The sequence below is a fragment of the Streptomyces sp. NPDC029466 genome (assembly GCF_055574515.1).
Window position 1 is genome coordinate 48,802 of sequence record NZ_JBVHZH010000008.1, and the last position, 22,778, is coordinate 71,579.

Consider the following 22,778-nt stretch of genomic DNA (forward strand, 5'->3'; position numbering starts at 1 on the left):
GGGGGATGGGGGTAGGGGCGTCGGCAGCGGAAGTGAGCCCGGTGGCTCAGCTGTTGAGCGAGGCGATGTACTCGTAGCAACTGGGCAGGGCGGCGACCAGCTCGTCCGCGTCCGCCTTGAGCCGCGCGAGCTCGGCGCGCGCGTTCGTCGGGTCGATGTGGGCGAGGGAGGGGCGCGGCCGCTCCGGCTCATGGCCGAGGCCCAGCATCATCGTGATCCAGGAGTACTGCTCGAAGCCGTGGTACGGCTGGTAGATGGTGCGCTCGTCGAGCAGGTGCGAGGTGCCGATGGCGAGGCGCTCGGCGAGCCCGTCGGGCAGGGCGCGGGTCTTGGCCTCCTTCCAGTACGGAGTGTCCTCGCGCTGCGCCGCCTTGTAGTGCAGGACCAGGAACTCCTTGACCCCGTCCAGGACCTCGGCGACCCGGTTGTTGTAGTCGTCGGCCAGCGCCGGGTCCCAGCGCTCGTCCGGGAAGTTCTTCACCAGCTGCTCGATGCCGTGCTGGATGAAGAAGATGCCGGTGGACTCCAGCGGCTCCACGAAGGCGCTGGACAGGCCGATGGCCACACAGTTGTTGACCCACGAGCGGCGGTTGCGCCCGATGCGCATCCGGATGTGGTTGGCCTCCAGGTCGTCCTGGCCGGGGGCGACGTGGTTGCGCAGGGTGCGCTCCGCCTCCTCCGGGGTGCAGAACTCGTCGGAGTACACATAGCCGTTGCCGTTCCGCCCGAACAGCGGGATGTTCCAGATCCAGCCGGCGTCCATCGCGGTCGCCGTGGTGTACGGGTTCATCCCCGTGGTGGCCTGGTCGGGCTGCGGGACGCGCAGCGCGACGGCGCGGTTGTTCGGCAGCACGTCCTGGAAGGACTCGAACGGCTCGTCCAGGGTCTCGTTGATGAGCATGCCCTTGAAGCCGGTGCAGTCGATGAACAGGTCACCGGTGAGGTCGCCGTGCCCGCGGGTGGCGACATGGCTGATCCAGCCGCGCTCGTCGCGGCCCACGTTGGTCACGTCGTCGACGACGTGGCGGACGCCGCGGTCGGTGCCGTACTTGGTCAGGAACTTCGCCAGCAGGGCCGCGTCGAAGTGGTACGCGTACGGGAACTGGGCCCGCTGCTCCTCCAGCGTCGAGCGGCCCAGTGAGCCGTCGAGACCGCCCGCGAACAGGGAACCGTCGAGCAGCCGCGGCGAGCGCTTGGCCTCGCACAGCGCCGGCGTGATGAAGCAGGAACGGTCGAACGGCTCGCTGCGGTCGCCCTCCTGAAGCCACCAGTCGGCCAGGGTGTACCCGTCGGACGTCCGCAGCCGCTCGAAGGGGTGGTAGAAGTGGTGCCCCGGCTGACGCCAGTTCTCGAACCGGATGCCCAGCTTGTACGAACCGGAGCACTCCGGCATCCATTCGCGCTCGTCCAGGCCGAGATAGTCGAAGAAATGCCGGACGGTGCTGAACGTCGCTTCACCGACGCCGATGGTCGGGACGCGGTCGGATTCCACCAGAGTGACGTTGATGCGGTCACCGTACGCCGCCTTGAGGTACGAGGCGCTCATCCATCCCGCAGTGCCGCCGCCGACAATGACCACTGAATTAATCACGCTGTGACTCCTGTTGTTCGTGAACGGGCCTCAGAAGGGCGGGTGGGCTGATTCACGCACAGAAGCTAGACAGGTGCATTTTTACTTCGTTATCGGGAAACGGGCGATCTATATTAGTCACGCCGGGCCGTCATCGGCAGATTCTTCGCGCCATACATTCCACGGGCGTGATAGGCGACGTCGCGGCCGTGGTCGACCCGCAGTTCACGGAAGGTGTCCAGCAGGGCATTCAGCGCCACCTCCGCCTCCAGCCGGGCCAGCGGCGCCCCCACGCAGAAGTGTCCGCCGCGCCCGAAGGCGACATGCCGGTTGGGTGTCCGCCGGATATCGAAGCGGTGCGCGTCCGGGAACTGGTCCTCGTCATGATTCGCCGAAATCACCCACGGCGTGACCATCCGGTCGGCCGGGATGAGCCGGCCGCCCACCTCGACGTCGGACACGGTGACCCGGCTGACCGTGGTGAAAGGCGAGCGGAACCGCAGCACTTCCTCCATCGCGGAGGGGATCAGTGAGCGGTCGGCGCGCAATTCCGCATAGGCGTCCGGATGGCTGTCGAGACACTGCATGGCATTGCCGATCAGCAGTGTCGTCGTGAGGTGCCCGGTCAGAAAGAGGATTCCGGTGAATTTCACGACTTCGTCGTCGGTGAGCCGTTCCCCGTCGATCTCGGCGGTGGCCAGCCGGCTGATCAGGTCGTCCTTCGGGTCCGTCCGGCGCTGTCGGCAATGGCCCAGCAGATACTCGTCCATCTCACGGGTCGCGGCCTGGAACGTGGCGACGAAATCCTCCGGCGCGATCGGCTGGTCGCCGAGTGCGATGAAGCGGTCCGCCCACACCCGGAACAGCTCGCGGTCCGAGGCGGGCACCCCCAGCAGCTCACTGATGACGATCACCGGCAGCGGATACGTCAGCACGTCCACCAGGTCGAACCGCTCCGCGTCGACCGCGGCCAGCAGTTCGTTCGTCACCGCCGCGATGCGGGGTTCGAGCCCGGCCACCGTCTTCGGGGTGAAGGCCTGGTTGACCAGCCGGCGCAGCTTGCCGTGGTCCGGCGGGTCCATCGAGTTGATGTTGCCCTCGGTCAGCGGCTTCAGATGCGGCATGACCCGGCTGGAGTCGTTGGAGAACGTCTTCGGGTCGGAGATGACCTGCTGCACGTCCTCGTAGCGGAAGACGTGGTACGGCCCGTCCCCCTCCTGCCACACGGGGTGCTCGGACCGCATCCTGCCGAGCCAGTCGAACAGCTCGTTGCTGCCGTCGGCATCCGGGACGGCGATCTCGTCGCGCCCGGTCTCCTCGCGCACAGTCATCTGAACCTCAATCGGTGGTGCCGGCTCGAACGGCAGCGGACGCTACCCAGCACCGTTTTCCGCGCGTTATCGGCCCGGCACCCCCATCGCCGCCCCCCGGGTCACCGCCCCGGCAGCGTCCGCCCCCCGCAGGTCTCCGCCGACAGCCGGCTGATGTCCGCGCTCGCCTGCAACTCCCCCCACACGGAACCGATCTCGTGGAAGGTGTTGCGCGCGATCAGCAGATGCTGGCTCGCCCGGGTGAGCTGGTTCAGCTGCTGGCTGCACGCGCCGAGCGCCAGATGGACCTTGGCGAGGAGGAAGAGGTCGTCGACCCGCTCCGCGATCTCCAGGGCGTCCGCCAGAATGCTCTCCGCCTCGACATACTGGCCCCAGGCCACCAGGGTCTCCCCGAGGCCCATCAGCGCATACGCCTCACCGCGGGTGTCGCCCTTGCTGCGCACGATCCGCAGCACCCCGTCGTACGACTGCTTGGCGGCCTCGAAACGGCGCTGCTTCACATAGGCGGCGGCCAGCCGGTTGAGCGCCTGGGCGGCGCCGCGGGTCTCGCCCAGCGCGGTGGCGATCCGCACGGCCTCCAGCGAGAGCCGTACCGCCGCGTCCGGGTTCCCCCACTCCAGTTCGATCTGCGACATCTGGTTGAGGGTGTGTGCCTCGGCGGACGCGTCGCCCACCACCCGGAAGGTGTTGCGCGCCTCGTCCAGCCGGCTCATGGCCGACCGGAGACCGCCCTGCACCCGGTCGGTGATCGCCATGTTCCGCAGTGTCAGCGCGCGCCCGTGCACCTCCCGCACGCTGTCGAAGAGCTGGAAGGCCCGGTTGAAGAGCGGCATGGCGGCGTCGAAGCGCTGCTGGAACATCTCCACGGAGGCGAGTTCGTAGCACATCGCCGCCTCACCGCGGACGTTGCCCGCGTTCCGGTTCGCCTCCAGCGCCTTCTCGCTGACCGCCCGCCAGTCGTCGTAGTAGTTGCGCGTCTCGAAGAGCACCACGCTGGACATCGCCAGGTCCCAGGCGAGCTCCTCCATCCGGAGCGTGCAGGACTGCAGGATCGAGGCCACCAGGGACGGACGCTCGGCCTCGAACCAGTCGAGCGGCGACCTGAGGAGCCCGGCGACGAGCGGGGCATCGAGGTGCCGGCGCGGCGTCGACCCGTGGATGATCGCGAAATCGCCGCCGTACTCCCGGATATGGCCCTGCTCCGCCAGCGTGAGATAGGTACGGAAGACCCGGTGCAGCGCGGCGCGGCGCTTGTCCTCGGACTCGTCGGACTCGGCCCGCTCCCGTGCGTACAGCCGCAGCAGATCGTGGAAGCGGTAGCGCATGGTGCCGGTGGCGTCGCTGCCGACCGGGGTGAGCAGATGGGCGTCCACCAGCCGCTCGATCATGTCCTCGGCGTCGGCCGGCGAGACATCGAGCAGCGCGCCGCCCACCCACGCCGGGAAGTCCGGTACGTCGAGCAGCCCGAGCAGGCGGTACATCCGCGCCGTCTGCTCGGTCAGGCCGCGGTAGCTGAGGGCGAAGCTGGCGCGCACCTCCAGGCCGCCGGTGCTGAGTTCATCGAGCCGGCGGTGCTCGTCGCGCAGCCGGTCCACCAGGTGCTGTACGGACCAGTGCTGCTTGGCGACCAGACGGGCGGCGGCGATCCGCAGGGCGAGCGGAAGCCCGTCGCACAGCAGGCAGAGCTCGTTGACCGCGGCCCGCTCCGCGGTGGCCCGGTCCGCACCGGCGATTTTGGTGATCAGGGTCTGGGACTCATGGGAGGTCATCAGCCCCAGATCGACCCGGACCGTGCCGGAATCGGCCGCGAGCTGTTCCCGGCTGGCCGCGAGGACACTGCTGCGGCCGCTGCCCGGAAGGAGCGGGGTGATCTGGTGCATCGCGCGAACGTTGTCAAGCACGATGAGCGATTTCCGGTCGGCGAGCACACTGCGGTAGAGCGAGGCGAGCTCGGCGGGATCGGACGGTATCTGGTCCCCGGGCACACCGAGCGCCCGGAGGAAACGCCCCTGGAGGGCGGCCGCGACGAAGGCCGGCTCCTTGCCGTCGTACTGCGCCAGATCGGCGTACAGCTGACCGTCCGGGAATTCCGCGGCGACCTTATGGGCCCAGTGCACGATGAGGCCGGTCTTGCCGACTCCGGCCACGCCGGTGATCAGGCCGATACGCGGGGATTTCTCCCCGAGCAGCCGGTCGAGCCGCGCGAGTTCCGCCGCCCGGCCCTGGAAAAGGTCGACGTCCGGCGGCAGCTGCGCGGGCACCACCATGGGCTTGACTTGCACCGGAAGTGTCAGTCCCGGGTCGTCCTGAAGAATGGAGGCGTGCAATTCCTTTATTGCCACGCTCGGTTCGAGGCCCAGTTCATCGACGAAGTTGCGCCGCCACATCCGGAAACCCTCGGTCGCCTCGGCCCGGAGACCGGCGCGGTACTGGGCGAGCATGAGGTTGTACCGGAGCTGTTCGTGCAGCGGGGAACTGTTCGCGATGGTGGTCAGCTCGGAGATGATGTCCTGGTGGTGGCCCAGCGCGAGTTCGACCTCGGACCAGGCCTCGTAGGCCGCGTAGCGCCGCTCGTCGAGCCGGGTCGCCTCGTCCTCGACCGGCCGCCCCGTCACCCCCGCGAGCGCCGGCCCCTTCCACAGGTCGAGGGCCTGCCGGTACAGGGCCCGGCCCTGCTCGTGGCGGCCCTGCTTGACCTGCGCGGCGGCCTCGGCGACGAGGGAGGTGAACTGGAGCGCGTCGAGTTCGCTCCCGGCGGTCTCCAGCCGGTAGCCGGGATGGGTCGTCAGAATGACATCGCCGTCGACCCCCGCCTGTTTGAAGGACTTGCGCAGCGCCCCGATGCAAATGGCCACCTGCGTCCTGGCCGTGGCCGGAGGCTCATCTCCCCATACCGCGTCGACCAGGCTGTCGACCGATACGACGCGACCCCAGGCGAGGATCAGCATGGTGAGAATGGTGCGCTGCCGGGGACCGTGGACCCCTACGATCCGGCCACTGTCGGTGATGACCAATAGCGGTCGGAGTACGGAGTATTTGACGGCGCGAGGTATGGAACGGTCTTCTGGCATGGCTGTGTTACCCCCCGTGTAGCACGACCGCTAGGCCCGTGATCCAGCCACTATAGGGATCGTAACGCGATCACTGAGCGTGGCTCCTGCCGAAGCCCTGGCCAGAGGTCTACTCCACCACTTTTGCGGGCTTTCGCGCCGTGATTTTTGTTGCCGAACGGGGCATCGCAGCGGCCGGGTGCTGGCCGGGAACCGCCGTTGCGGAGCACCCCCGAGGAGGGGAGGGTGTCCTGCGGGCGCCGGGCGGGCCGATCCGGCCGGAGGGTGGCCGATCGTCCCCGTTGCCCTGACGCCCAATCAAAACCCATTGACAAAAGGCGCATCGGGTCAATCAATTCCCGAATCCGGCCTCGTTGCACCGGAGTTCACCGTACCGACACCCGTACGCAGCCCCGGACTGTCGGACTGAAGGACCACGGCTTCCTCCCGGCCGACCCGGAAAAGCCGGCCAATAACGATGTGAAGCCGTCTCCGGATAAATTCATGCCTCATGGCATCGACGGTCGACCACCGTTCGTGCACGTATTCACTAGGGGGAATCATGACCGCGATACTTGGCGCCACTACCCAGCGTGCCATTCTCGTGCTCGCACCGGCCCTTATCGCCTGCGCCACCTTAGAGTTGCCCGATACCGTCCGCGTCTCGCACCAGGCCGTATCCGCGCGACCCCTGGCCAACCAGGACTGGGTGTGACAGCAGGGCAGGGGGCCCGGGAGTCGCTCACCGGGCCCGCCCGCGCCCCGGGCCGGTGCGGTCCCCGGCCCGCACCGGGTAGTCGACCCCCTACCTGAGAGCTACCGCGAAGAGCGCTCCGCAGCGTGATTCCTTTCGCCGGTCATGTCATTAACCTCCTCTTCCAGTTCCCCGAACGGACAGGAAGGACGGCCGGCGATGCGCGCTGCACGTCTCAGGCGTGGGCTGGCGATGGCCCTCACCGCATGCTCCATCGTGGTGACGGTCGCCGCCGCGGCACGGTCCACCGTGCCGGGCACGCCGGTGCGGCCCGAACTCCCCGCCGTCCGGGCGGACAACCTGGCGGCCCGGTACGCGGCGAACCACCGCTTCATCGCCGCGTCACAACGCGCGGCCCGCGACATGGGCGACGACGGCCGGGCGAAAGTACTCGGCCAACTTGCGCGGAAGGACCGCCACTTCCTCTCGTTCAGCCCGCGGGGCGACGGTCAGGTCGTGGAGGTGCTCGGCGACCTCGCCCACGCCGACCGGATCGCGGTCGTGGTGCCCGGTTCGGACACCACCGTCGACACCTTCGACCACCTGGGCACCGTCTACGCCTCGCTGAACGGCGGCGCCCGCGCGCTGCACGCCGAGATGACCAGGCTCCAGCCGCGGCGGAAGACCGCGGTGGTGGCCTGGTACGGCTACCCGGCGCCCCGCACCATGAGCCGCGACATCGTGTCCACCGACCGCGCCCTGGACGGCGGGCGCCGGCTGGCCGGACTGGTCGGGGACCTGCGGACGGTGAACGCCGCGGCCCCCGTGACCCTGCTCTGCCACTCCTACGGATCCGTGGTGTGCGCGACCGCCCTGCGCCGCATGGACGCGCCGGCCGAGTCCTCCCTCGCGGACGTGGTGCTCTTCGGCAGCCCGGGAACGGGCGTGCGCTCCCGGGCCGAACTGCGCACCCGGGTCCCGGTGTGGGCGGGCCGGGGAGCCACCGACTGGATCGAAGGCGTGCCCCACGTCAGCCTCGATCTGCTGGGCGAACAGGTCGGGTTCGGCACCGACCCGGTCACCGGCGCGTTCGGAGCGCGGATCTTCCCCGCGGGCCCCGGCAGCCACAGCGACTATCTCCGCCCCGGGGGACTCCCGCTGCGCAACATATCCCTGATCGCGCTCGGCCGGGGCACGGAGGTCTCCGATGACTGATCTGGAACTGCGCCCGCCGGCAACGGCCCCCGAGCCCCCACGGTCCACCGGCCCGCTGCGCGCCCTTCCCCCGCGGCGCACCCCCTGGCAGGCCCTGCACGCGGCGGTGCTGCGCATCGACGCGGCGACCCCGGCCGGACGGGACCGGGCGGCGGATGTGCTGCGCGCACTGGCGATCGCGGGGGTGGTCCTGGGCCACTGGCTGGTGAGCGGTGTCGTCCTCCAGGCCGGCGGCCACCTGGTCGGGGGCAGCCCGCTGGGCGATCGGCCCGGACTCGCCCCGGTGACCTGGTTATTGCAGCCGCTGGCCGTGTTCTTCCTGGTGGGCGGCCGGGTCAGCGCCCGTAGCTACGAGGCGGCGCTGGCCCGCGGGACCGGCTACCGGACCTGGCTGAGGCAGCGGCTGCGGAGTCTGCTCCGCCCGGCGACGGCGTTCGCCCTCACCTGGGGCCTGGTCTGGCTGGGCCTGGTGCTGGCCGGCACCGCGCACGAGACGATCCACACGCTGATGTGGCTGGCGTACTCCCCCCTCTGGTTCCTCGGCGTCTACGCGCTGCTGATCGCGGCAACTCCGCTGGTGCACCGGGCAGGTGCCCGCCTCGCGGTGGCGGCCTGCCTCGTCGTGGCCGCGCTGGACGGCTCGCACCTGGCGTTCCCGGACAGCGGCTGGGCCGACGCCCTCCGCCTGCTGAACCTCCCGGCGGGCTGGCTGGTCCCGTACTGCCTCGGCGCGGTCTGGGCGGCCGGCGGATTCACCCGCCGCCGGAGCGCGCTGGCGCTGCTGCTCGGCGGGGGCGCTGCCCTGGCGGCGCTGATCTGCTGGGGCGGCTATCCCGCGAGCATGGTCGGCGTCCCGGGCGCCACCCTCTCCAACCTCAACCCGCCCACCGTCGCCGCGGTCGCCTTCGGCCTGGCACAGACGGGCGCGGCCCTGCTGCTGCGCGCCCCCCTGCGCAGCGCGGTGACCGCTCCGGCCGCCCCCGCGACGCCCCGAACCCGCGCGACCCCGGCGCAGTTCCTCTGGGCGGCGGTCTCGCTGCTCAACCTCTCGGCGATCACCGTCTTCCTCTGGCACCAGACCGCGATGCTCACCACCACCGTCATCCCGCTGGGCCTCGGGCACACCTTCCCCGGCCTGCACACCAGCCCGGATTCCGCGGGCTGGCTCGCGGCGCGGTGTGGATGGATTCCGGTGTTCGTGGTGGTCCTCGTCGTGCTCGGCACGGCCTTCCGCGACCGGGACGCCACCCGCGCACACCGAATCAATAACTGAACAATAACGAGATATGAGAAGGTAGTTCGCCACCGCGTCGGCCCGTCCAAGCCTTCTGTCCGTACGTCAGCACCACCCGCACTCGTCTCCCCTCCGGAGGATTGATGTCCACCCCCACGATCGAATCCATAAGCACGCTTTACGTGAAGTACGCGGACGACTTGAGGGCGGTGCGCGACCAGCAGCGGAAGTTCCTCCGGGACAACAAGGAGACGGTGAAGGCCCAGCTCGACGACTACGAGGCGGAGATCACCTACCTGCTCCTGCGGGACCTGGCGCCCGAGGTCGTCGTGGAGGTGGGCACCTTCCGCGGCTGGTCCACCACCTGGATCCTGAGCGCGCTGCGGGACAACGGCACGGGCCACCTGTACTCCTTCGACATCGTCGACAACGTCGTGAAGAACGTGCCGGCCGAACTCTCCGAGGGCCGCTGGACGTTCACCAAGGGCGACCTGCGCGACAACATCGCCAAGGTCCCGACGGAGACCGACTACCTCTTCATCGACGCCGACCACGGTGCCCGCTTCGCCCGCTGGTACATCGACAACCTCTTCCCGGTGGTCCGCCCCGGGACCCCGACCAGCGTCCACGACGTCTTCCACGGCCGCCGCCCGAAGCCGATGAGCGAGGGCTCGGTCGTCATCAAGTGGCTGGCCGCCCAGAACGTCGAGTACTTCACCCCGTCCGTGGCGAAGGCCCCCGAGGTGACGGCGCGACTGGCCGAGGTGAAGAAGGAACTGAACCTCAGCGAGCCGGTCCGCGAGAGCCGCCACAACCCGATGATCTACTTCAACCTCCCGCAGAGCTGAGCCCGTTCAGCGCATCTGACGAAGTCCCCCCTCCCGGCGCCGGGAGGGGGGACTTCGTGGTGTGCGGGGCGCGCCGGGCTACGGCAGCTGGTGCACGAAGGCGATGACGAGGAGCAGGCCGAGCGCGCAGGACACGGCCGCGGTGGGCAGCGCCCAGGCCGGACGGCGCTCGCCGCGCAGCGGAGCCGTCGTATGGCGGTTCAGCCGGGTGAGGCCGGTCAGTATGACCAGGGCGAGGGCGACGCAGGGCAGCGAGACGGCGAAGTGCGCCAGCCAGGCGCCGGCCAGTGAGGGGCCGCCCCAGGAGTGGTCGTGCGGGGCCTGGTCGACGAACCCGTACAGCAGCCCCCGGGCGATCGCCAGCGCGAGCGCGGCGGCCAGCAGCAGGGCGAGCACGCCGAGAAGTATGGTCAGCGCGCCGTACAGCACCAGCCGGAGGGCGCCCGGTGCGGGGGCGCCGAGCGGCAGCGGTCCGGCGCGCAGCCACCGCTGCCGGGCGGCCTCCCGGTGTCCGGTGAGGGTGGAGCAGACTGCCAGGGCACCGGCGGGGAACAGGGTCACCGCGAGACCGGCGTGCCGGGCCGCCGCGGCCAGCCGGGGCGGGCCCGCGGAGCCGTCCGGACGCCGTACGGCGGCAGGGGGTCGGTTCGTCATGCCGGGACAGTAAGTTCGCCCCGCGCCCACCCGCGTCACTCCCCGGCGGTGTCCCCGCCCCCGTACCGCGGTAGGGCATCGGGTACGGCCGCCTGGCCTACCCGCGGGCACCCCCGCAGTCGCATCGCGGGGGACGCGGGGCCCGGCCCGTCAGCTGTCGGGTGCGAGGTCCAGCGTGGCCAGGGCGCCGCCGTCCGGCGGGTTCCGGTAGCTCACCCGGGCGCCCAGCACCCGCGCCTGGCCGTCGACGATGGTCAGGCCCAGCCCCACCCCGGCACCGCGCTCGCGGGCGCCGGTGCGGAAGCGCTGGGGGCCGTGGCTCAGCAGCTCGGCGGGGAAGCCGGGGCCGTGGTCGCGTACCCGCACCGCCGACCCCGCCACCTCCAGGGTCACCGGCGGGGCGCCGTGCAGCCGGGCGTTGGCGATCAGGTTGACCAGGATCCGTTCGACCCGGCGGTGGTCGGTGGTCACCGTCGACTCGTCCCGCACCAGCACCTCGACCTCCCCGTCCGCCAGCGCGGCCGCCCGGTGCGCCAGGGCGCTCGGCAGCACCTCCTCGCACTCCGCCTGCTCGACGCCCGGCACATCGAGCCGGGCCACCTCCAGGACGTTCTCCACCACGCTGCGCAGGGTGTCCACACCGCCGCTGACCAGCTCGGCCGGGCGGCCCGGCGGCAGCAGCCCGACGGCGGTCACCAGACCGGCCACCGGGGTGCGCAGCTCATGCGCGATATCGGCGGTGACCCGCCGCTCGGCCTCCAGACGGGCGCTCAGCGCGTCGGCCATGGTGTTGACGGCGGCGCCGAGCCGGGCGATCTCGTCCGTGCCGCGGGGCTCCACCCGGTCGGTCAGATCGCCGTCCGCAATTCGCTGCGCGGTGCGCGCCGACGCGGTGATCCGCCGCCCCGCGCCGGCCGCCGCGACGACGCCCAGCACACAGCCGAGCGCCGTGACGGCCGCACCCGAGCCGACCAGCACCCGGTCGAGTTCGGCGAGGGCACGGGCCTGGGGCGCGTAGGAACGCCGGACGGCGATGAGGTCACGGCCACTGCGGGTGGCGGCCCACAGAACCGGCCCGGCGCCGTCCGCGTGCTGGAGGCAGGTGGCCCGCACGGGGCGCTCGGTGACGGTCCGGCGGAGCGTGGCGGGCAGCTCCCGCGGGTTCACCAGGGCACCGTTGTCGACTCCGGAGGCGTAGGCGCTCACCGCCTCGACGAGCCGGGCGTCCAGCGCATGGGCGGCGTTCTTCCGCTGGTCCTCGGCGGTGAGCTGATGCACCAGCAGCCCGATGAGCGTGGCGACGAGCGCGGCGGTACCGGCGATGACCAGCGCGGTCTTGGTACGGAGTCCCACGGCGGTCAGGGCGCCAGCTTGTAGCCGAACCCGCGGACGGTCACGATGCGTTCGTGGCCGATTTTGACGCGGAGACGCTTCACATGGACGTCCACGACCCGGGTGTCACCCCCGCACGCGTAGTCCCACACCCGCTCCAGCAGCGTCATCCGCGACAGCACGACACCCGGCTCGGCCGCGAACTCCAGCACCAGCCTGCGCTCGGTGGGGGTCAGGCCGATCAGCCGGCCCTCCCGCCGGACCTCCATGGAGGCGGTGTCGACACTCAGGTCACCGAACCGCAGCACCGGGTCGTCCTCGGGCGGCGCGCTCCGGGCGGTGTCCGTGGCGCGCCGCAGCGCCGAGCGTATCCGGGCGACCAGCACCGGAATGTCGTACGGCTTGGTGAGGTAGTCGTCGGCACCCGCCTCCAGACCGACGACGACATCCACCGGGTCGGTGCGCGCCGACACCATCAGCACCGGCAGCCGGCTCTCCGCCCGGATGAGGCGCACCAGGGAGACCCCGTCGAGGCGCGGCAGCATGACGTCCAGCACCGCGACATCGGGCACCCGCTCACGGAACTCCGCCAGCCCGGCCTGCCCGTCGGAGACCGCCCGCACCTCGTATCCGTAGCGCTCCAGGGACAGTTGGGTGGCCTCCCGCAGCAGCGGGTCGTCCTCCACGAGCAGCACGTCGGTCATCGGGGCGTCCTAGGGCTCGGGGAAGGGCAGCCGCACCGCGCTGAGGTCGTCCGTGTCACGAGGCGGGAGGTGGGCGGACCGCACGGTGGCGAAGGTGTAGTACGAGACGTTCTCACGGCGCTGGAGGCGGCTGAGTTCGATGGTGGCCGGATAGCCGTCGCGGGGGCAGTGCGGAAGGCACCACATCCCGCCCAGCCTGCCGGTGGCCACGGCCTTCGGCGCTCCCCAGGAGCGCCAGCTCAGCTTGGAGACCGTGGAGAATTCGGTGAGGCCGAAGCCCGTGGGGCGGGTCAGCGGGTGGCCCATGGTGTCGGAGACATAGACCGGGCCCCGGGCCTGGGTGGGGCTCGGGGCGGGGCCCTCGACCTGCGGCTGTTCGGGGTCGCCGCACGCCGAGAGGCCCACGGCCGCCAGCACCAGTGCGCACATGGTGGCCAGAGCCGTGGGCTTGTTCATCGGAAGCCTTCTCCGTCAGCTGGTGGCGAGCGGCCGCTTGCCCTTGAGGTCCTCGGCATCGTACGCACCGTTGCCGCCGGCCAGCTTCACGGTGAAGGAGGAGTACACCTTCTTGCCGTGCACGGACTTGGGGTCCGAGAGCGTGACGGTCGCCTTCAGCGGCTTGTCCAGGCAGGTGTCCAGGCACCACGTGCCGGTGACCTCACCGGTGGCGACGGCCTTCTTGTTGTCCCACTGCTTCCAGTGCAGGTCCCCGGCCGAGGTGAACTCGGAGAGCACCAGGTTCGCGGGGTTGCGCTCGGCCTTGCCCTTGTCCTCGTTCTCCTCGCCGTAATGGTTCATGACGTAGGGAGTGTTGGCGCCCGCGGTGTGCTTCGGCGCGGCGGCCTGCGCCCCGGTGGCGGTGGCGACCGTACCGAGGGCGGCGGCACAGGCCAGTGCCGCGGCGATGGCCGTCCGGTGACGCCGGGGGGTGCTCGTGCGCTTCATAGCTCTCGCTCCATCGTGTTGATCATTGGGGCACACATGAAGCTAGGAGCGACGTTTCTCGGTGGCCTGTCAGCTGTGTAACAGCCGCCCATCGACCGCTGTTACCTGATCTACATACGGGAGAGCGCCCCCAGTTGAGCCGGTCGGCTCAAGGGAAAGGCCAGGTCAGGGCGTTGGTCCTGCGGCAACTGGCGGTTCGTTCGCCGTGCCCTCCCGGTTCACGGCACGCCCGTGGCACCTCGACCGCGAACCGGGTGTCACAGAAGGCGATATCGGCTCAGCGCACGGCGGTCACCGGCACCCGGCAACTGACCCGCCACCCCTGCCCGTACGGGCCCGCCTCCAGGACGCCTCCGACGGCGCCGACCCGCTCGGCCAGGCCCGCCAGACCGGTGCCGCCGCCCGGGCGTCCGCCCGGCTCCCGCGGAGCCCGGGGGAGGGGGCCGGCGGGCGCGCCGTCGGTGACCGAGACCTCCACCGCCCCGTCGGCGCTCCGGGCCGCGCGCACCTCGACCCGCCCGGCCCGCGGCGCATGCCGCCGTACGTTGGTCAGCGCCTCCAGCACCACCCGGTACGCGGTGTCCCCGGCCTCCCGTGAGAGCGCGCCGGCCACCTCGTCCTCCAGGGACAGCGTCACCTCGGCCGCCGCCATCGCGCCGAAGCGGTCCAGGAGTTCGGGCAGATCGGCCAGCCCGTGCGGCCGGGTGGGCGGCGGCTCCGCCGTACGGCCGTCCGCCTCGCGGAGCGTCGCCACCGTCCGGTCCATGGAGTCCAGCGCCCGCAGCCCGGCCTGCTCGATGCGGTGCAGCAGCGCACGGTGCTCGTCGGGTCCGTCGTCCTCGCCCAGCTGGGCCGCTTGGGCCTCCAGCACGATGCCGGTCACCTCATGGGCCACGAAGTCATGCAGATCGCGGGCGACTTCGAGCCGCTGCTCACGCCGGGCCAGCGCCACGGCATCGGCCCGCCGCCGGTCCAGCGAACGCAGATACAGCCCGACACCCGCGGCCCCGGCGGCCGGTACGAAGGCCAGCGCGGCCAGGAAGACCGACTCCTTGATCCCGGTCTGAGGCGCGTGCAGGGTGAAGCGCAGCGGCAGCAGGACCACGGCGGCGCCGGTCAGCCCGCCGGCAAGGCCCACCCGCGGACCCGGCACCTGCCGTACCACCCGCTCCAGGAGGACGAGCAGCGCGACCGCCTCGAACGGAAGCCAGAGGAGGGCCAGGCCGGCCTTCCCGAAGGAGACGGTGTCCGCGGCGAGGGAGAGCACCGCGAGCCCGGCCGCCGCCCGCGCGAGCGGGACGGGGCCCACCGGCCACACCGCTGTCGCCACGCCCAGCGCCAGTGCCGCCATGACCGCCGGAAGCCAGGCGCCGGGCGGCGAGACGAGGGCGGGCAGCAGCATCGCCGCCGCGGCCGCACCGCACCACCCCTCGCCCCGTCCGCGCCGCGTCGCCGGCACGCCGCCCGTCATGGCGACGACGCCATCCGCGGCGCCCGGCGGCACCCCGGTCCCGGCAGCCGGGCCCGGCGACCCAGCGGTCCCGGCCGCCGGCCCCCCTCCCCGCCCCTCACCCCGGAGTCCGCCCCGTCGCGTAGCCCAACTCCCAGGCGCGCACCGCCACTCCGACCCGGTTACGGACCTGAAGCTTGCGCTGGATGCTCGCCACATGGGTCTTCACGGTGCCCGCGGAGATGAACAACTCCCGGGCGATATCGGCATTGGTCCTGCCCTCGGCGACCTTGGCCGCGATCTCCACCTCCCGCTCGGTCAGCACCGCATCGCGACGGCGGGGGCGGTGGCCGGCCGTGGGGCCGGTGACATGCTCCAGCAGCCGGACGGTGATCGACGGGCTGATCAGACTGTCGCCGGCCATCGCCGCCCGGACCGCCTCGATCAGCAGCGCCGGCCCCGAGCGCTTGAGCAGAAACCCCGAGGCACCGAAGCGCAGCGCGGGATAGACGTATTCATCGAGGTCGAAGGTGGTCACGACGACGACCCGGACCGGATCGGCCAGCGCGGGGTCGGTCAGCCGGCGGGTCACCTCCAGGCCGTCCATCCGCGGCATCCGGATGTCCACCAGCGCCACATCCGGCGTCAGCGCGCGCCCCATCGCCACGGCGTCCAGCCCGTTCGCCGCCTCCCCGACCACTTCCATATCGGGCTGGCTCTCCACGATGCGGTGTATCCCCCGGCGGACCATCTCCTGGTCGTCGGCGATCAATAAGCGAATCGTCACGGGCACGGATTCTTCCGTACGGGGCGGGACGGGACGGGGCGGGACGGGGCGGGGGCCGCCTGCGCGGCTCGCCGCCCGTACGGAGACGGAGGGCGCGTCCCGGGATGTGCCGCCCGCCCCTGTGGGGCCGCCCGGTATCGCCGCCCGGACCGCCGCGAAACGGGTCCACCGCACGGATGGAGGGCAGCCCGGGAAGCCGCCGCACACCCGCTCCACCTCCCCTCCCACCCCTCCTGACCTGCGCAAAGTCGGCTGCTGGGGCGGGTGCCGGGGGCCAGGCCCGGCGGTCGCTCCCGTGGCGGGTGGCACGGGATGCGGGCATGTTGAGGAGGAGACAGCGGCATTCCTGAACGGGAGGAAGGGCCTTGCGGGGGCATGCCTGACGCGGCCGGCGCCGTCGGGTGAGCGGACCAGGAGGCTGCCGCATGCTTCGGAGATCACTGCGGATCCCCGCCGCCGGCGCCGCCTACCTGCTGACGGCCGCGGTGTCGTCCTCCGCGCTGGCCTCCGGGCCGGACGAGTTCGCCGATTTATTCGCGCGCGGCGGGACCCGGGCCGGCCCCGGCACCGCGGCGACCCGGGTCATCGCCCATCGCGGCGCCTCCCGTTACGCCCCCGAGAACACCCTCGCCGCCGTCGACGCCGCCCACCGCCGCGGGTTCCTCTGGGTCGAGAACGATGTGCAGCGGAGCAAGGACGGCCGGCTGGTGGTGCTGCACGACACCACGCTGCGGCGGACGACGGACGCCGCCCGGCTGTTTCCCGGGCGGGCGCCGTGGCGGGTGGGGGATTTCACCGCCGCCGAGATCGCGCGGCTGGACGCCGGCAGCTGGTTCGGCAAGCGCTTCAAGGGCGAGCGGGTCCCTACGCTCGCCGACTACTTGCGCCGTTTGGACCATAACGGTCAGCGACTTTTGCTGGAGATCAAGGCCCCCGAGAAGTATCCCGGAATCGAGGCTCAGGTGCTCCGTGAACTACGGGCACGAGGGTGGCTGGATCGCGCCCATGTCCGGAGCCGGCTGGTCGTCCAGAGCTTCTGTGTGATGTGCGTAAAAACCGTCCATGAACTGGCGCCCCAGGTCCTTACGGGTATTCTCGGCGCGCCCGATGTGCGGAAACTGGCGGGCTATGCGCGGTTCGCCGACCAGATCAACCCGCGGGTTTCCGCGCTCAGTTCACGCTGGCTGGCGGCCGTGCACCGGCTCCGTGGGCCGCACGGCCGGACGTTGGAGGTCTATGCGTGGGACGTGGCGAAGAACACGACCGCCCGGTCCGTGCGGGCCAGAGGGGTCGAAGGTGTTATTGAATAGCGGGCAACGGACGGAGATTCAGGCAGCATTGTCCAGATCTCCGAGGGTGCCGGGCCGTGCTGTGGCCCGCCCTGCCGCCCGCGGTGCGTGAAGGAGCTGTGGAGGGCGGATGCGCCGTGTGTGGCAGCGGCAGGCGGGGATTTACGTGATTCCCGCCGCGGGGCTAAGGTGCCTGAGATGTTCGACGCCGCCACACTCCCCGTAAAAGAACTAAGACGCAGGATTTGGCTTTTGGGTTCCGATTTGCGGCCCGGCGCGGGCCAGGCTCCAGCTCCTCCCCTGGGATCCTTTCGGGAGGCTCCTTGAACAACGAATTTCCGGCATACGGCGAACGGCGGGTGCCGCTTCCCCAGCCGCGGCAGATGTCGCATGACACGCTGAACCGGACGGGCACACCGGCGACGTCGGATGCCGGCGGAGCCACGGCCACGGCGACGATGGCCCCGGCACAGACCGCCTCCGATACGGCGACGGCCGGCCGGCCGGCTGCGGGCGGCAGCGCGCACGCCAGGCCCAGAGCCCATGCCAGGGGCCGGGGCAAGGACCGTGCGCAGGCCGAAGCGAAGGCCGACACGAAGGCCGATGCCAAGGCGAAGCCGCGCGATGCCTTCTTCGACAATGCGAAGTATCTGGCCATCGTGCTGGTGGCGATGGGGCACTCCTGGGAGCCGCTGCGCGACGGCAGCCGCTCCGCGGCGGCGCTCTACATCACCGTCTATGCCTTCCACATGCCGGCGTTCATCATCATCTCCGGCTATTTCTCGCGCAGTTTCGATATGCGCAAGGACCGGCTGCAGCGGCTCATTACCGGCGTCGCCGTGCCGTACATCCTCTTCGAAGTCGCCTACACGCTCTTCAAGAAGTGGGCGGACGACGATCCGGGTTACCCGATAAGCCTGACGGACCCCTGGTATCTGACCTGGTTCCTGCTGGCACTGTTCGTGTGGCGGCTGACCACCCCGCTGTGGAAGATCGTCCGCTGGCCTGTCCCGCTGGCGCTGACCATCGCCGTCCTCGCCTCGGTGTCCCCGGACATCGGCGACGACATGGACCTCCAGCGGGTGCTCCAGTTCCTGCCGTTCTTCGTGATCGGGCTGTCGCTGCGGCCGGAGCACTTCAAGCTCGTACGCCGCAAGAAGGCGCGGATCTTGGCCGTACCGGTCTTCGCGGCCGCCCTGGTCTTCGCGTACTGGGCGGCCCCGCGGATGAACGCCGCGTGGTTCTACCACCGCGACGCCGCACAGGAACTCGCCGCCCCGTGGTGGAGCGGTGCGGTGATGACGCTGGCGATGTTCGGCTGTTCCCTCGTGCTGGTGGCCTGCTTCTTCGCCTGGATTCCGGGCCGCACGATGTGGTGCACGGCGCTGGGCGCGGGCACCCTCTACGGCTATCTGCTGCACGGCTTCCTCGCCAAGGGGTCGCGCTTCTGGGACTGGTACGACAACCCGTGGATGCACACACCGTGGGGTGCGATCGTGCTGACCCTGATCGCGGGCACCGTGGTCACGGTCCTGTGCACACCGCCTGTCCAGCGGGCCTTCCGCTGGGCGATGGAGCCCAAGATGACCTGGGCCTTCAAGAAGGACCCGGTAGGAATGGCCCGCAGCCGCAACTGAACGGCCGCGCTCCCCACCACACGGGGTGACACGGCACCGCGTCAGCACAGGGCACAGGGCGTACGTCGTCCACGAACAGCACCAGGGGCGCCCGCCCCGCCGGAAAACCGGCGGGACGGGCGCCCTTGGCGCGCACCGGAGCGGAATCGCCGGGTCTGGCGCGGGGTTGCCCGGTTGGGGGCGGAGATGTCCGGTTGGGCTGGGAGTTGCCCGGTCGCGCGGAGTTGCCCGGCTGGTGTCGGCTTGGAGCCTCCCGGCTTGGAGTCACCCGGCCGGGCTCGAAGCTACCGGGACAGCGGGCTCAGGCCCTCAGCGGACGACGGCGATACCTTCGATCTCCACCAGGGCGGCCTCGTCCCACAGCCGGGTCGCACCGATCACGGCCATCGCCGGATACTCGCCGCCGACCAGCCGCTTCCACACCCGGCCGATCTCCCGGGCATGCCGCCGGTAGTCCGCGACATCGACGGCGAAGACAGTGAGCTTGGCAAGGTCGCCCGGCCCGGCCCCGGACGCCGCCGCGACATCCAGAAGATTCCGCAGCGCCCGCTCGAACTGCTCCACAATGCCTTCGCCAACGATCCGCCCCGCCCCATCCAGAGCGGTCTGACCAGCCAAAAAAACCATCGTGCCGGCCGCCGCCCGCACCCCATGACTGAACCCGGTCGGCGGCGCGAGATGCGGTGGGTTGACCCGCTCCAGCCCACCACCGCGCGCGTCCGCCCTTGCGTCGGCGTACGTGCCTGCACCTGCTTCCGCACCCGCGCCGTGCTCGGCAGGCCGCTCCGATCCAGCGCTCGTTCCGGTCCCGGCACTCATCCGGCCGACTCCCTCCGCCGCCAACTCTCACCCGTCCAGGGATTGAAGCGCGTTCCGCTCCTCCTGGGGAAGCCCTGCTCCGAGAGGGCGAGCACCCGCACGGGCACAGCCCCTCGCGGCCCGTCCGACGCAAAGATCGTCTCGCCTGCCGCCTGCCGCCTGCCGCCTGCCGCCTGCCGCCTGCCGCCTGCCGGCCTCGGCACCTCCCGGCGAGTTTAGGTCCGCCCGGCGGATCGGGTGGGCGACAAACATGCCAGGCCGGCACGACCGCAGACGGCCCGGCACAGCCCGGCCTGGCGAGACCGCCCCCGCCCGACCGGCCCAGACCGGGCACGCCCCCACCCCCACTGCCCCGCAGGCACACGGACCCACCCCCGTAGGACCCGTCCAACCCGTGGGCGCGGCTCAGGGTATGCGTGGGGCCATGGCGGCCGCCGACACCGGTTCCTGGCCGTCCAGCGTGCCCTGGGCGCCGTAGGGGCGGCACCGCAGGAACCCGGCCTCATGGTGGAACGGCTTCGTCTGGTGATCCGTGATCACGTTCTTGTGCTCGGGCTCAGCGGAGCCATAGGCGTAGCGCTGCATCGCCGAGGTGCTCTGCCACAGGGAGAACGTGCCGACGAAACGGGGCGGTCGGGCCAGGGCGACCGAAGCGGTCATCGCGGGGTCGTCGGCGGCCCGGCCGGCGGCCCGGGAATTGGCGCGCAGGAACGGCAGTGCGCGGCGAAGCCGCAGCCGGCCGAGGGTGATCACGGCGACCGGCCCGTCCTCCTCGTCGCGCGCGCCGCCGGGCTCGACCTCGACCGGCATCGGTCCCCAGGAACCGGAGAACCGCAGCGGCCGCAACCGCACATGCCAGCCCCCTGCCAGCCGCCGCGCCAGCGGGGCCTCGGCGAGAAAGCGGTCGAGCGCGGCATCGTCGTCCCACGCGGCGAGCAGTGCGGCGCGGCCGGGGCGCACCTTGGGCGGACCGGCCGCGATGGCGCCGGTGAGCGCGGTCTCGGCATACCGGAGACCGGGGGTCTCTCCCGGCCGTGGACGCTCACGGAGCACGCTGCGCACGGCGCGGACGCCGACGTCGGCGAAGTGTACGGAAACGATCATGACGAGCCCCCGCATCTCGAAGTTACTCCTGCGTATACCAAGCGGTACACGATCCAGTATCCTTCATTGCAACGGTCATTGCGAGCCGAACTCACCATCGAAAATGAGCCAGATCGCAGGGAGGGGACCCCATGAGCGAGATCGACCGGAACCGCGCCGCGCGCGCCGAGGCCCGGACCCGTATCGAGGACGCCGCGGCCCGGCTGTTCGCCGAGCGCGGCTTCGCGGGCACGACCATCGGGGAGATCGCCGCAGAAGCGGGCCTGAGCAAGCCGATGCTCTACCGCCACTTCGACTCCAAGCAGGAGCTGCACCTCGCCCTGCTGGAGCGGCACCGCGACGAGCTGGCCGCCGCCCCGGTCCGCGAACTCCTGCACGGCGCGGGCGATCTGGACACACGGATGACGGCGATGTACGACGCCTGGTTCGGGTATGTGAAGAGCCACCCGTACACCTGGCGGATGATGTTCCGCGACACCACGGGGGACGCCGAGGTGGCGGCCTTCCACCGTGAGCTCCAGCGCCGCCAGCGCGAGACGGACATGGCGCTGCTCCGCGAGTTCGTGCCCGGCCTCCCCGAAGCCGAACTGGAGCCCCTCGGCGAGGCGATCCGCAGCGCGCTCTACGGGCTCGCCCTGTGGTGGCTGGAGCGCCCCGAGCAGCCACGCGAGCTGCTGGTCGCGACGATGACGCGGATCACCCGTGGCCTGATCTCCACCGTCGAGCGCCCGAGCCCCGAAGCGCCGGGCACCGCGGACTGAGCCCCGTCACTCCGCGCGGGACTGAGCCCCGTCACTCCCCGCGGGACGGGGCCCGACGCCCGGTTCAGGCCACCACCGGATAGGGGGTTCAGCCCACCACCGGATACAGCGCCGCCCGCAACTGCCCCGTCCAGTGCGCCGTCATCTCCTTCGCCACCCGCGTCTCCGGCGCGAACAGCTCGAAGCCGTGCCAGGCACCGGGCACATTGCGGACGGTGACCGGAACCCCGGCGTCCATCAGTCGCCGGGCATAGGCCAGCCCCGCATCGCGCATCGGATCGAGGTCACAGACCAGAACATAGGCCGGCGGCAGCCCCGACAGATCGGTGGCGCGGGCGGCCGCGGCATACGCATCGGCCGCGACCATCCCCTCCGGCAGATAGTGCTGCCACGATCTCTGCACACTCCGCCCGGTGGAGACCCGCGTGCTCAACGCCCCTTTGCCATCCGCCCTCTCGGCATCCGCCCCTTCGGCATCCGCCCTCTCGGCATCCGCAGCCTCGTCCGCCCCGACCCGGTCGTCCAGATCCGGGACACACAGCGACTGGTGGACGATCGCCGGGCCGCCGCGGTCCCGGGCCATCAGGGCGACCGCGGCGCTGAGCCCGCCGCCCGCGGACTTGCCCGCGAGGGCGATCCGCGCGGGATCGATGCCCAGCCCGCCGGCTCGCTCCGCCGCCCACTCCAGGGCGAGATAGCAGTCCTCCACCCCGGCCGGATAGCGGTGCTCCGGGGCGAGGCGGTATTCGACGGTGATGACGACGGCCGGCAGCTCACGGCAGAGCGCGATCGCCGCACGGTCCTGCCCCGGCAGCGACCGCCCGAGCGCATACCCGCCACCGTGGAAATGCAGCACGGCGGGCAAGGCGCCTCCGCCGCCATGGGCGGCTGCCTGCGCATCCTGCCCCGCTGCGGCGCCCTCGCCCCCGCCGCTGCCCGCCCCGCCCTCCGGACGGTAGACCTCCACCGTCAGCGCACTGCCGTCCGCCCGCGGGATCTCGAACCGCTCGCTGTCCACGCCCGTACGGTCGGCCGGTACGGCGGCCAGCATCGCGTCGAACCCCTCGCGCGTGCTCTCGATGTCCTCGTACGGATCGGAGAACCGCGGCAACGACTCGAAGGCAGAGCGGAGTTCGGGATGCACCCGCCTCACGGTCCGGTCCTCCATCGCGGTCCGGGGCGGCATCTCGGGCTGGGCGCTCATACAGGCACTCCTCGTTCGGGACGGACGGACAACGACCTTCTGCTCGCGATCTTCACCCTGCACGCACCCCCCGGCCCTGCCGGTGCTTTCCTGCCACGCAGTGCACCTTCGGCCCCGCCTTGCTGGTGTTTTCCCGCCACGCCGCGCACC

The 22,778-nt window shown here is 71.2% G+C and carries 19 protein-coding genes; 6 read left to right on the forward strand and 13 right to left on the reverse strand.

The annotated features are described in order from the left end of the window. Positions 1-46: 46 nt before the first annotated feature. The 3 genes from ACZ4XD_RS09375 to ACZ4XD_RS09385 all read right to left on the reverse strand — a co-directional run bounded on the left by ACZ4XD_RS09375 (position 47) and on the right by ACZ4XD_RS09385 (position 5,972). Positions 47-1,591 (reverse strand): tryptophan halogenase family protein, encoded by a 1,545-nt coding sequence (locus ACZ4XD_RS09375; RefSeq protein WP_468039834.1) that lies wholly within the window; start codon positions 1,589-1,591, stop codon positions 47-49. A gap of 113 nt (positions 1,592-1,704) precedes the next feature. Next, the gene (locus ACZ4XD_RS09380; protein WP_468039836.1) at positions 1,705-2,901 is read right to left on the reverse strand and encodes a cytochrome P450; all 1,197 of its coding nucleotides are present in this window, start codon (positions 2,899-2,901) and stop codon (positions 1,705-1,707) included. A gap of 101 nt (positions 2,902-3,002) precedes the next feature. Beyond that, a complete protein-coding gene (locus tag ACZ4XD_RS09385; RefSeq protein WP_468039838.1) occupies positions 3,003-5,972 on the reverse strand; it encodes an AfsR/SARP family transcriptional regulator in 2,970 nt (989 codons plus the stop codon). An 892-nt stretch (positions 5,973-6,864) separates the two neighbouring features. Here ACZ4XD_RS09385 and ACZ4XD_RS09390 point away from each other — a divergent pair. From ACZ4XD_RS09390 to ACZ4XD_RS09400, 3 genes are all read left to right on the forward strand, one after another. Continuing rightward, the gene (locus ACZ4XD_RS09390; RefSeq protein WP_468039840.1) at positions 6,865-7,860 is read left to right on the forward strand and encodes an alpha/beta hydrolase; all 996 of its coding nucleotides are present in this window, start codon (positions 6,865-6,867) and stop codon (positions 7,858-7,860) included. Further along, positions 7,853-9,133 (forward strand): acyltransferase family protein, encoded by a 1,281-nt coding sequence (locus ACZ4XD_RS09395; RefSeq protein ID WP_468039842.1) that lies wholly within the window; start codon positions 7,853-7,855, stop codon positions 9,131-9,133. Before ACZ4XD_RS09390 ends, ACZ4XD_RS09395 begins: the two co-directional genes overlap by 8 nt. A gap of 104 nt (positions 9,134-9,237) precedes the next feature. Continuing rightward, positions 9,238-9,942: a class I SAM-dependent methyltransferase gene (locus ACZ4XD_RS09400; RefSeq protein ID WP_468039844.1), complete on the forward strand. Its 705-nt coding sequence runs from the start codon at positions 9,238-9,240 to the stop codon at positions 9,940-9,942. A 78-nt stretch (positions 9,943-10,020) separates the two neighbouring features. On the opposite strand, the gene ACZ4XD_RS09405 is transcribed toward ACZ4XD_RS09400, so the two are convergent. The 7 genes from ACZ4XD_RS09405 to ACZ4XD_RS09435 form a co-directional block, all read right to left on the reverse strand. Beyond that, positions 10,021-10,596, reverse strand: coding sequence for a hypothetical protein (locus ACZ4XD_RS09405; RefSeq protein WP_468039846.1), 576 nt, complete (start codon positions 10,594-10,596; stop codon positions 10,021-10,023). Positions 10,597-10,746: 150 nt separating this feature from the next. After that, a complete protein-coding gene (locus ACZ4XD_RS09410; RefSeq protein ID WP_468039849.1) occupies positions 10,747-11,949 on the reverse strand; it encodes an ATP-binding protein in 1,203 nt (400 codons plus the stop codon). A 5-nt stretch (positions 11,950-11,954) separates the two neighbouring features. Then, positions 11,955-12,632 carry a two-component system response regulator CseB gene (gene cseB, locus ACZ4XD_RS09415; RefSeq protein WP_468039851.1) on the reverse strand — a complete coding sequence of 226 codons (678 nt, stop codon included), beginning with the start codon at positions 12,630-12,632 and terminating at the stop codon, positions 11,955-11,957. A gap of 9 nt (positions 12,633-12,641) precedes the next feature. After that, complete coding sequence (locus tag ACZ4XD_RS09420; RefSeq protein ID WP_468039853.1) at positions 12,642-13,088, reverse strand: hypothetical protein; 447 nt, start codon at positions 13,086-13,088, stop codon at positions 12,642-12,644. A 15-nt stretch (positions 13,089-13,103) separates the two neighbouring features. Next, positions 13,104-13,577: a hypothetical protein gene (locus ACZ4XD_RS09425; protein WP_468039855.1), complete on the reverse strand. Its 474-nt coding sequence runs from the start codon at positions 13,575-13,577 to the stop codon at positions 13,104-13,106. Between the two features lie 277 nt (positions 13,578-13,854). After that, positions 13,855-15,048 carry a sensor histidine kinase gene (locus ACZ4XD_RS09430; protein WP_468039857.1) on the reverse strand — a complete coding sequence of 398 codons (1,194 nt, stop codon included), beginning with the start codon at positions 15,046-15,048 and terminating at the stop codon, positions 13,855-13,857. 97 nt (positions 15,049-15,145) lie between these two features. Next, a complete protein-coding gene (locus tag ACZ4XD_RS09435) occupies positions 15,146-15,814 on the reverse strand; it encodes a response regulator (RefSeq protein ID WP_468039859.1) in 669 nt (222 codons plus the stop codon). Between the two features lie 425 nt (positions 15,815-16,239). On the opposite strand from ACZ4XD_RS09435, the gene ACZ4XD_RS09440 reads away from it, so the two are divergent. Both ACZ4XD_RS09440 and ACZ4XD_RS09445 read left to right on the forward strand, forming a co-directional pair. Beyond that, positions 16,240-17,124 (forward strand): glycerophosphodiester phosphodiesterase, encoded by an 885-nt coding sequence (locus ACZ4XD_RS09440; protein ID WP_468039861.1) that lies wholly within the window; start codon positions 16,240-16,242, stop codon positions 17,122-17,124. A gap of 437 nt (positions 17,125-17,561) precedes the next feature. Beyond that, positions 17,562-18,740 carry an acyltransferase family protein gene (locus tag ACZ4XD_RS09445; RefSeq protein WP_468040095.1) on the forward strand — a complete coding sequence of 393 codons (1,179 nt, stop codon included), beginning with the start codon at positions 17,562-17,564 and terminating at the stop codon, positions 18,738-18,740. Between the two features lie 309 nt (positions 18,741-19,049). On the opposite strand, the gene ACZ4XD_RS09450 is transcribed toward ACZ4XD_RS09445, so the two are convergent. Beyond that, positions 19,050-19,559: a RidA family protein gene (locus ACZ4XD_RS09450; protein ID WP_468039863.1), complete on the reverse strand. Its 510-nt coding sequence runs from the start codon at positions 19,557-19,559 to the stop codon at positions 19,050-19,052. 405 nt (positions 19,560-19,964) lie between these two features. Then, a complete protein-coding gene (locus ACZ4XD_RS09455) occupies positions 19,965-20,663 on the reverse strand; it encodes a spheroidene monooxygenase (RefSeq protein ID WP_468039865.1) in 699 nt (232 codons plus the stop codon). A gap of 131 nt (positions 20,664-20,794) precedes the next feature. Between ACZ4XD_RS09455 and ACZ4XD_RS09460 the strand changes: the two genes are divergently transcribed. Further along, positions 20,795-21,424, forward strand: a complete 630-nt coding sequence (locus tag ACZ4XD_RS09460; RefSeq protein ID WP_468039867.1) for a TetR/AcrR family transcriptional regulator — start codon at positions 20,795-20,797, stop codon at positions 21,422-21,424. An 88-nt stretch (positions 21,425-21,512) separates the two neighbouring features. Here the strand turns inward: ACZ4XD_RS09460 and ACZ4XD_RS09465 are convergent, their stop codons facing one another. After that, on the reverse strand, positions 21,513-22,628 hold the full coding sequence (locus ACZ4XD_RS09465; RefSeq protein ID WP_468039869.1) for an alpha/beta hydrolase: 1,116 nt from the start codon (positions 22,626-22,628) through the stop codon (positions 21,513-21,515). Positions 22,629-22,778 lie beyond the last annotated feature (150 nt).

Excerpts from the sequence above, each read along its gene's own strand:
- ACZ4XD_RS09380 (WP_468039836.1), bottom strand. The coding sequence starts at position 2,901 with ATGACTGTGCGCGAGGAGACCGGGCGCGACGAGATCGCCGTCCCGGAT.
- ACZ4XD_RS09385 (WP_468039838.1), bottom strand. The coding sequence starts at position 5,972 with ATGCCAGAAGACCGTTCCATACCTCGCGCCGTCAAATACTCCGTACTC.
- ACZ4XD_RS09390 (WP_468039840.1), top strand. The coding sequence starts at position 6,865 with ATGCGCGCTGCACGTCTCAGGCGTGGGCTGGCGATGGCCCTCACCGCA.
- ACZ4XD_RS09395 (WP_468039842.1), top strand. The coding sequence starts at position 7,853 with ATGACTGATCTGGAACTGCGCCCGCCGGCAACGGCCCCCGAGCCCCCA.
- ACZ4XD_RS09400 (WP_468039844.1), top strand. The coding sequence starts at position 9,238 with ATGTCCACCCCCACGATCGAATCCATAAGCACGCTTTACGTGAAGTAC.
- ACZ4XD_RS09405 (WP_468039846.1), bottom strand. The coding sequence starts at position 10,596 with ATGACGAACCGACCCCCTGCCGCCGTACGGCGTCCGGACGGCTCCGCG.
- cseB (WP_468039851.1), bottom strand. The coding sequence starts at position 12,632 with ATGACCGACGTGCTGCTCGTGGAGGACGACCCGCTGCTGCGGGAGGCC.
- ACZ4XD_RS09420 (WP_468039853.1), bottom strand. The coding sequence starts at position 13,088 with ATGAACAAGCCCACGGCTCTGGCCACCATGTGCGCACTGGTGCTGGCG.
- ACZ4XD_RS09425 (WP_468039855.1), bottom strand. The coding sequence starts at position 13,577 with ATGAAGCGCACGAGCACCCCCCGGCGTCACCGGACGGCCATCGCCGCG.
- ACZ4XD_RS09430 (WP_468039857.1), bottom strand. The coding sequence starts at position 15,048 with ATGACGGGCGGCGTGCCGGCGACGCGGCGCGGACGGGGCGAGGGGTGG.
- ACZ4XD_RS09440 (WP_468039861.1), top strand. The coding sequence starts at position 16,240 with ATGCTTCGGAGATCACTGCGGATCCCCGCCGCCGGCGCCGCCTACCTG.
- ACZ4XD_RS09445 (WP_468040095.1), top strand. The coding sequence starts at position 17,562 with ATGGCCCCGGCACAGACCGCCTCCGATACGGCGACGGCCGGCCGGCCG.
- ACZ4XD_RS09450 (WP_468039863.1), bottom strand. The coding sequence starts at position 19,559 with ATGAGTGCCGGGACCGGAACGAGCGCTGGATCGGAGCGGCCTGCCGAG.
- ACZ4XD_RS09455 (WP_468039865.1), bottom strand. The coding sequence starts at position 20,663 with ATGATCGTTTCCGTACACTTCGCCGACGTCGGCGTCCGCGCCGTGCGC.
- ACZ4XD_RS09460 (WP_468039867.1), top strand. The coding sequence starts at position 20,795 with ATGAGCGAGATCGACCGGAACCGCGCCGCGCGCGCCGAGGCCCGGACC.
- ACZ4XD_RS09465 (WP_468039869.1), bottom strand. The coding sequence starts at position 22,628 with ATGAGCGCCCAGCCCGAGATGCCGCCCCGGACCGCGATGGAGGACCGG.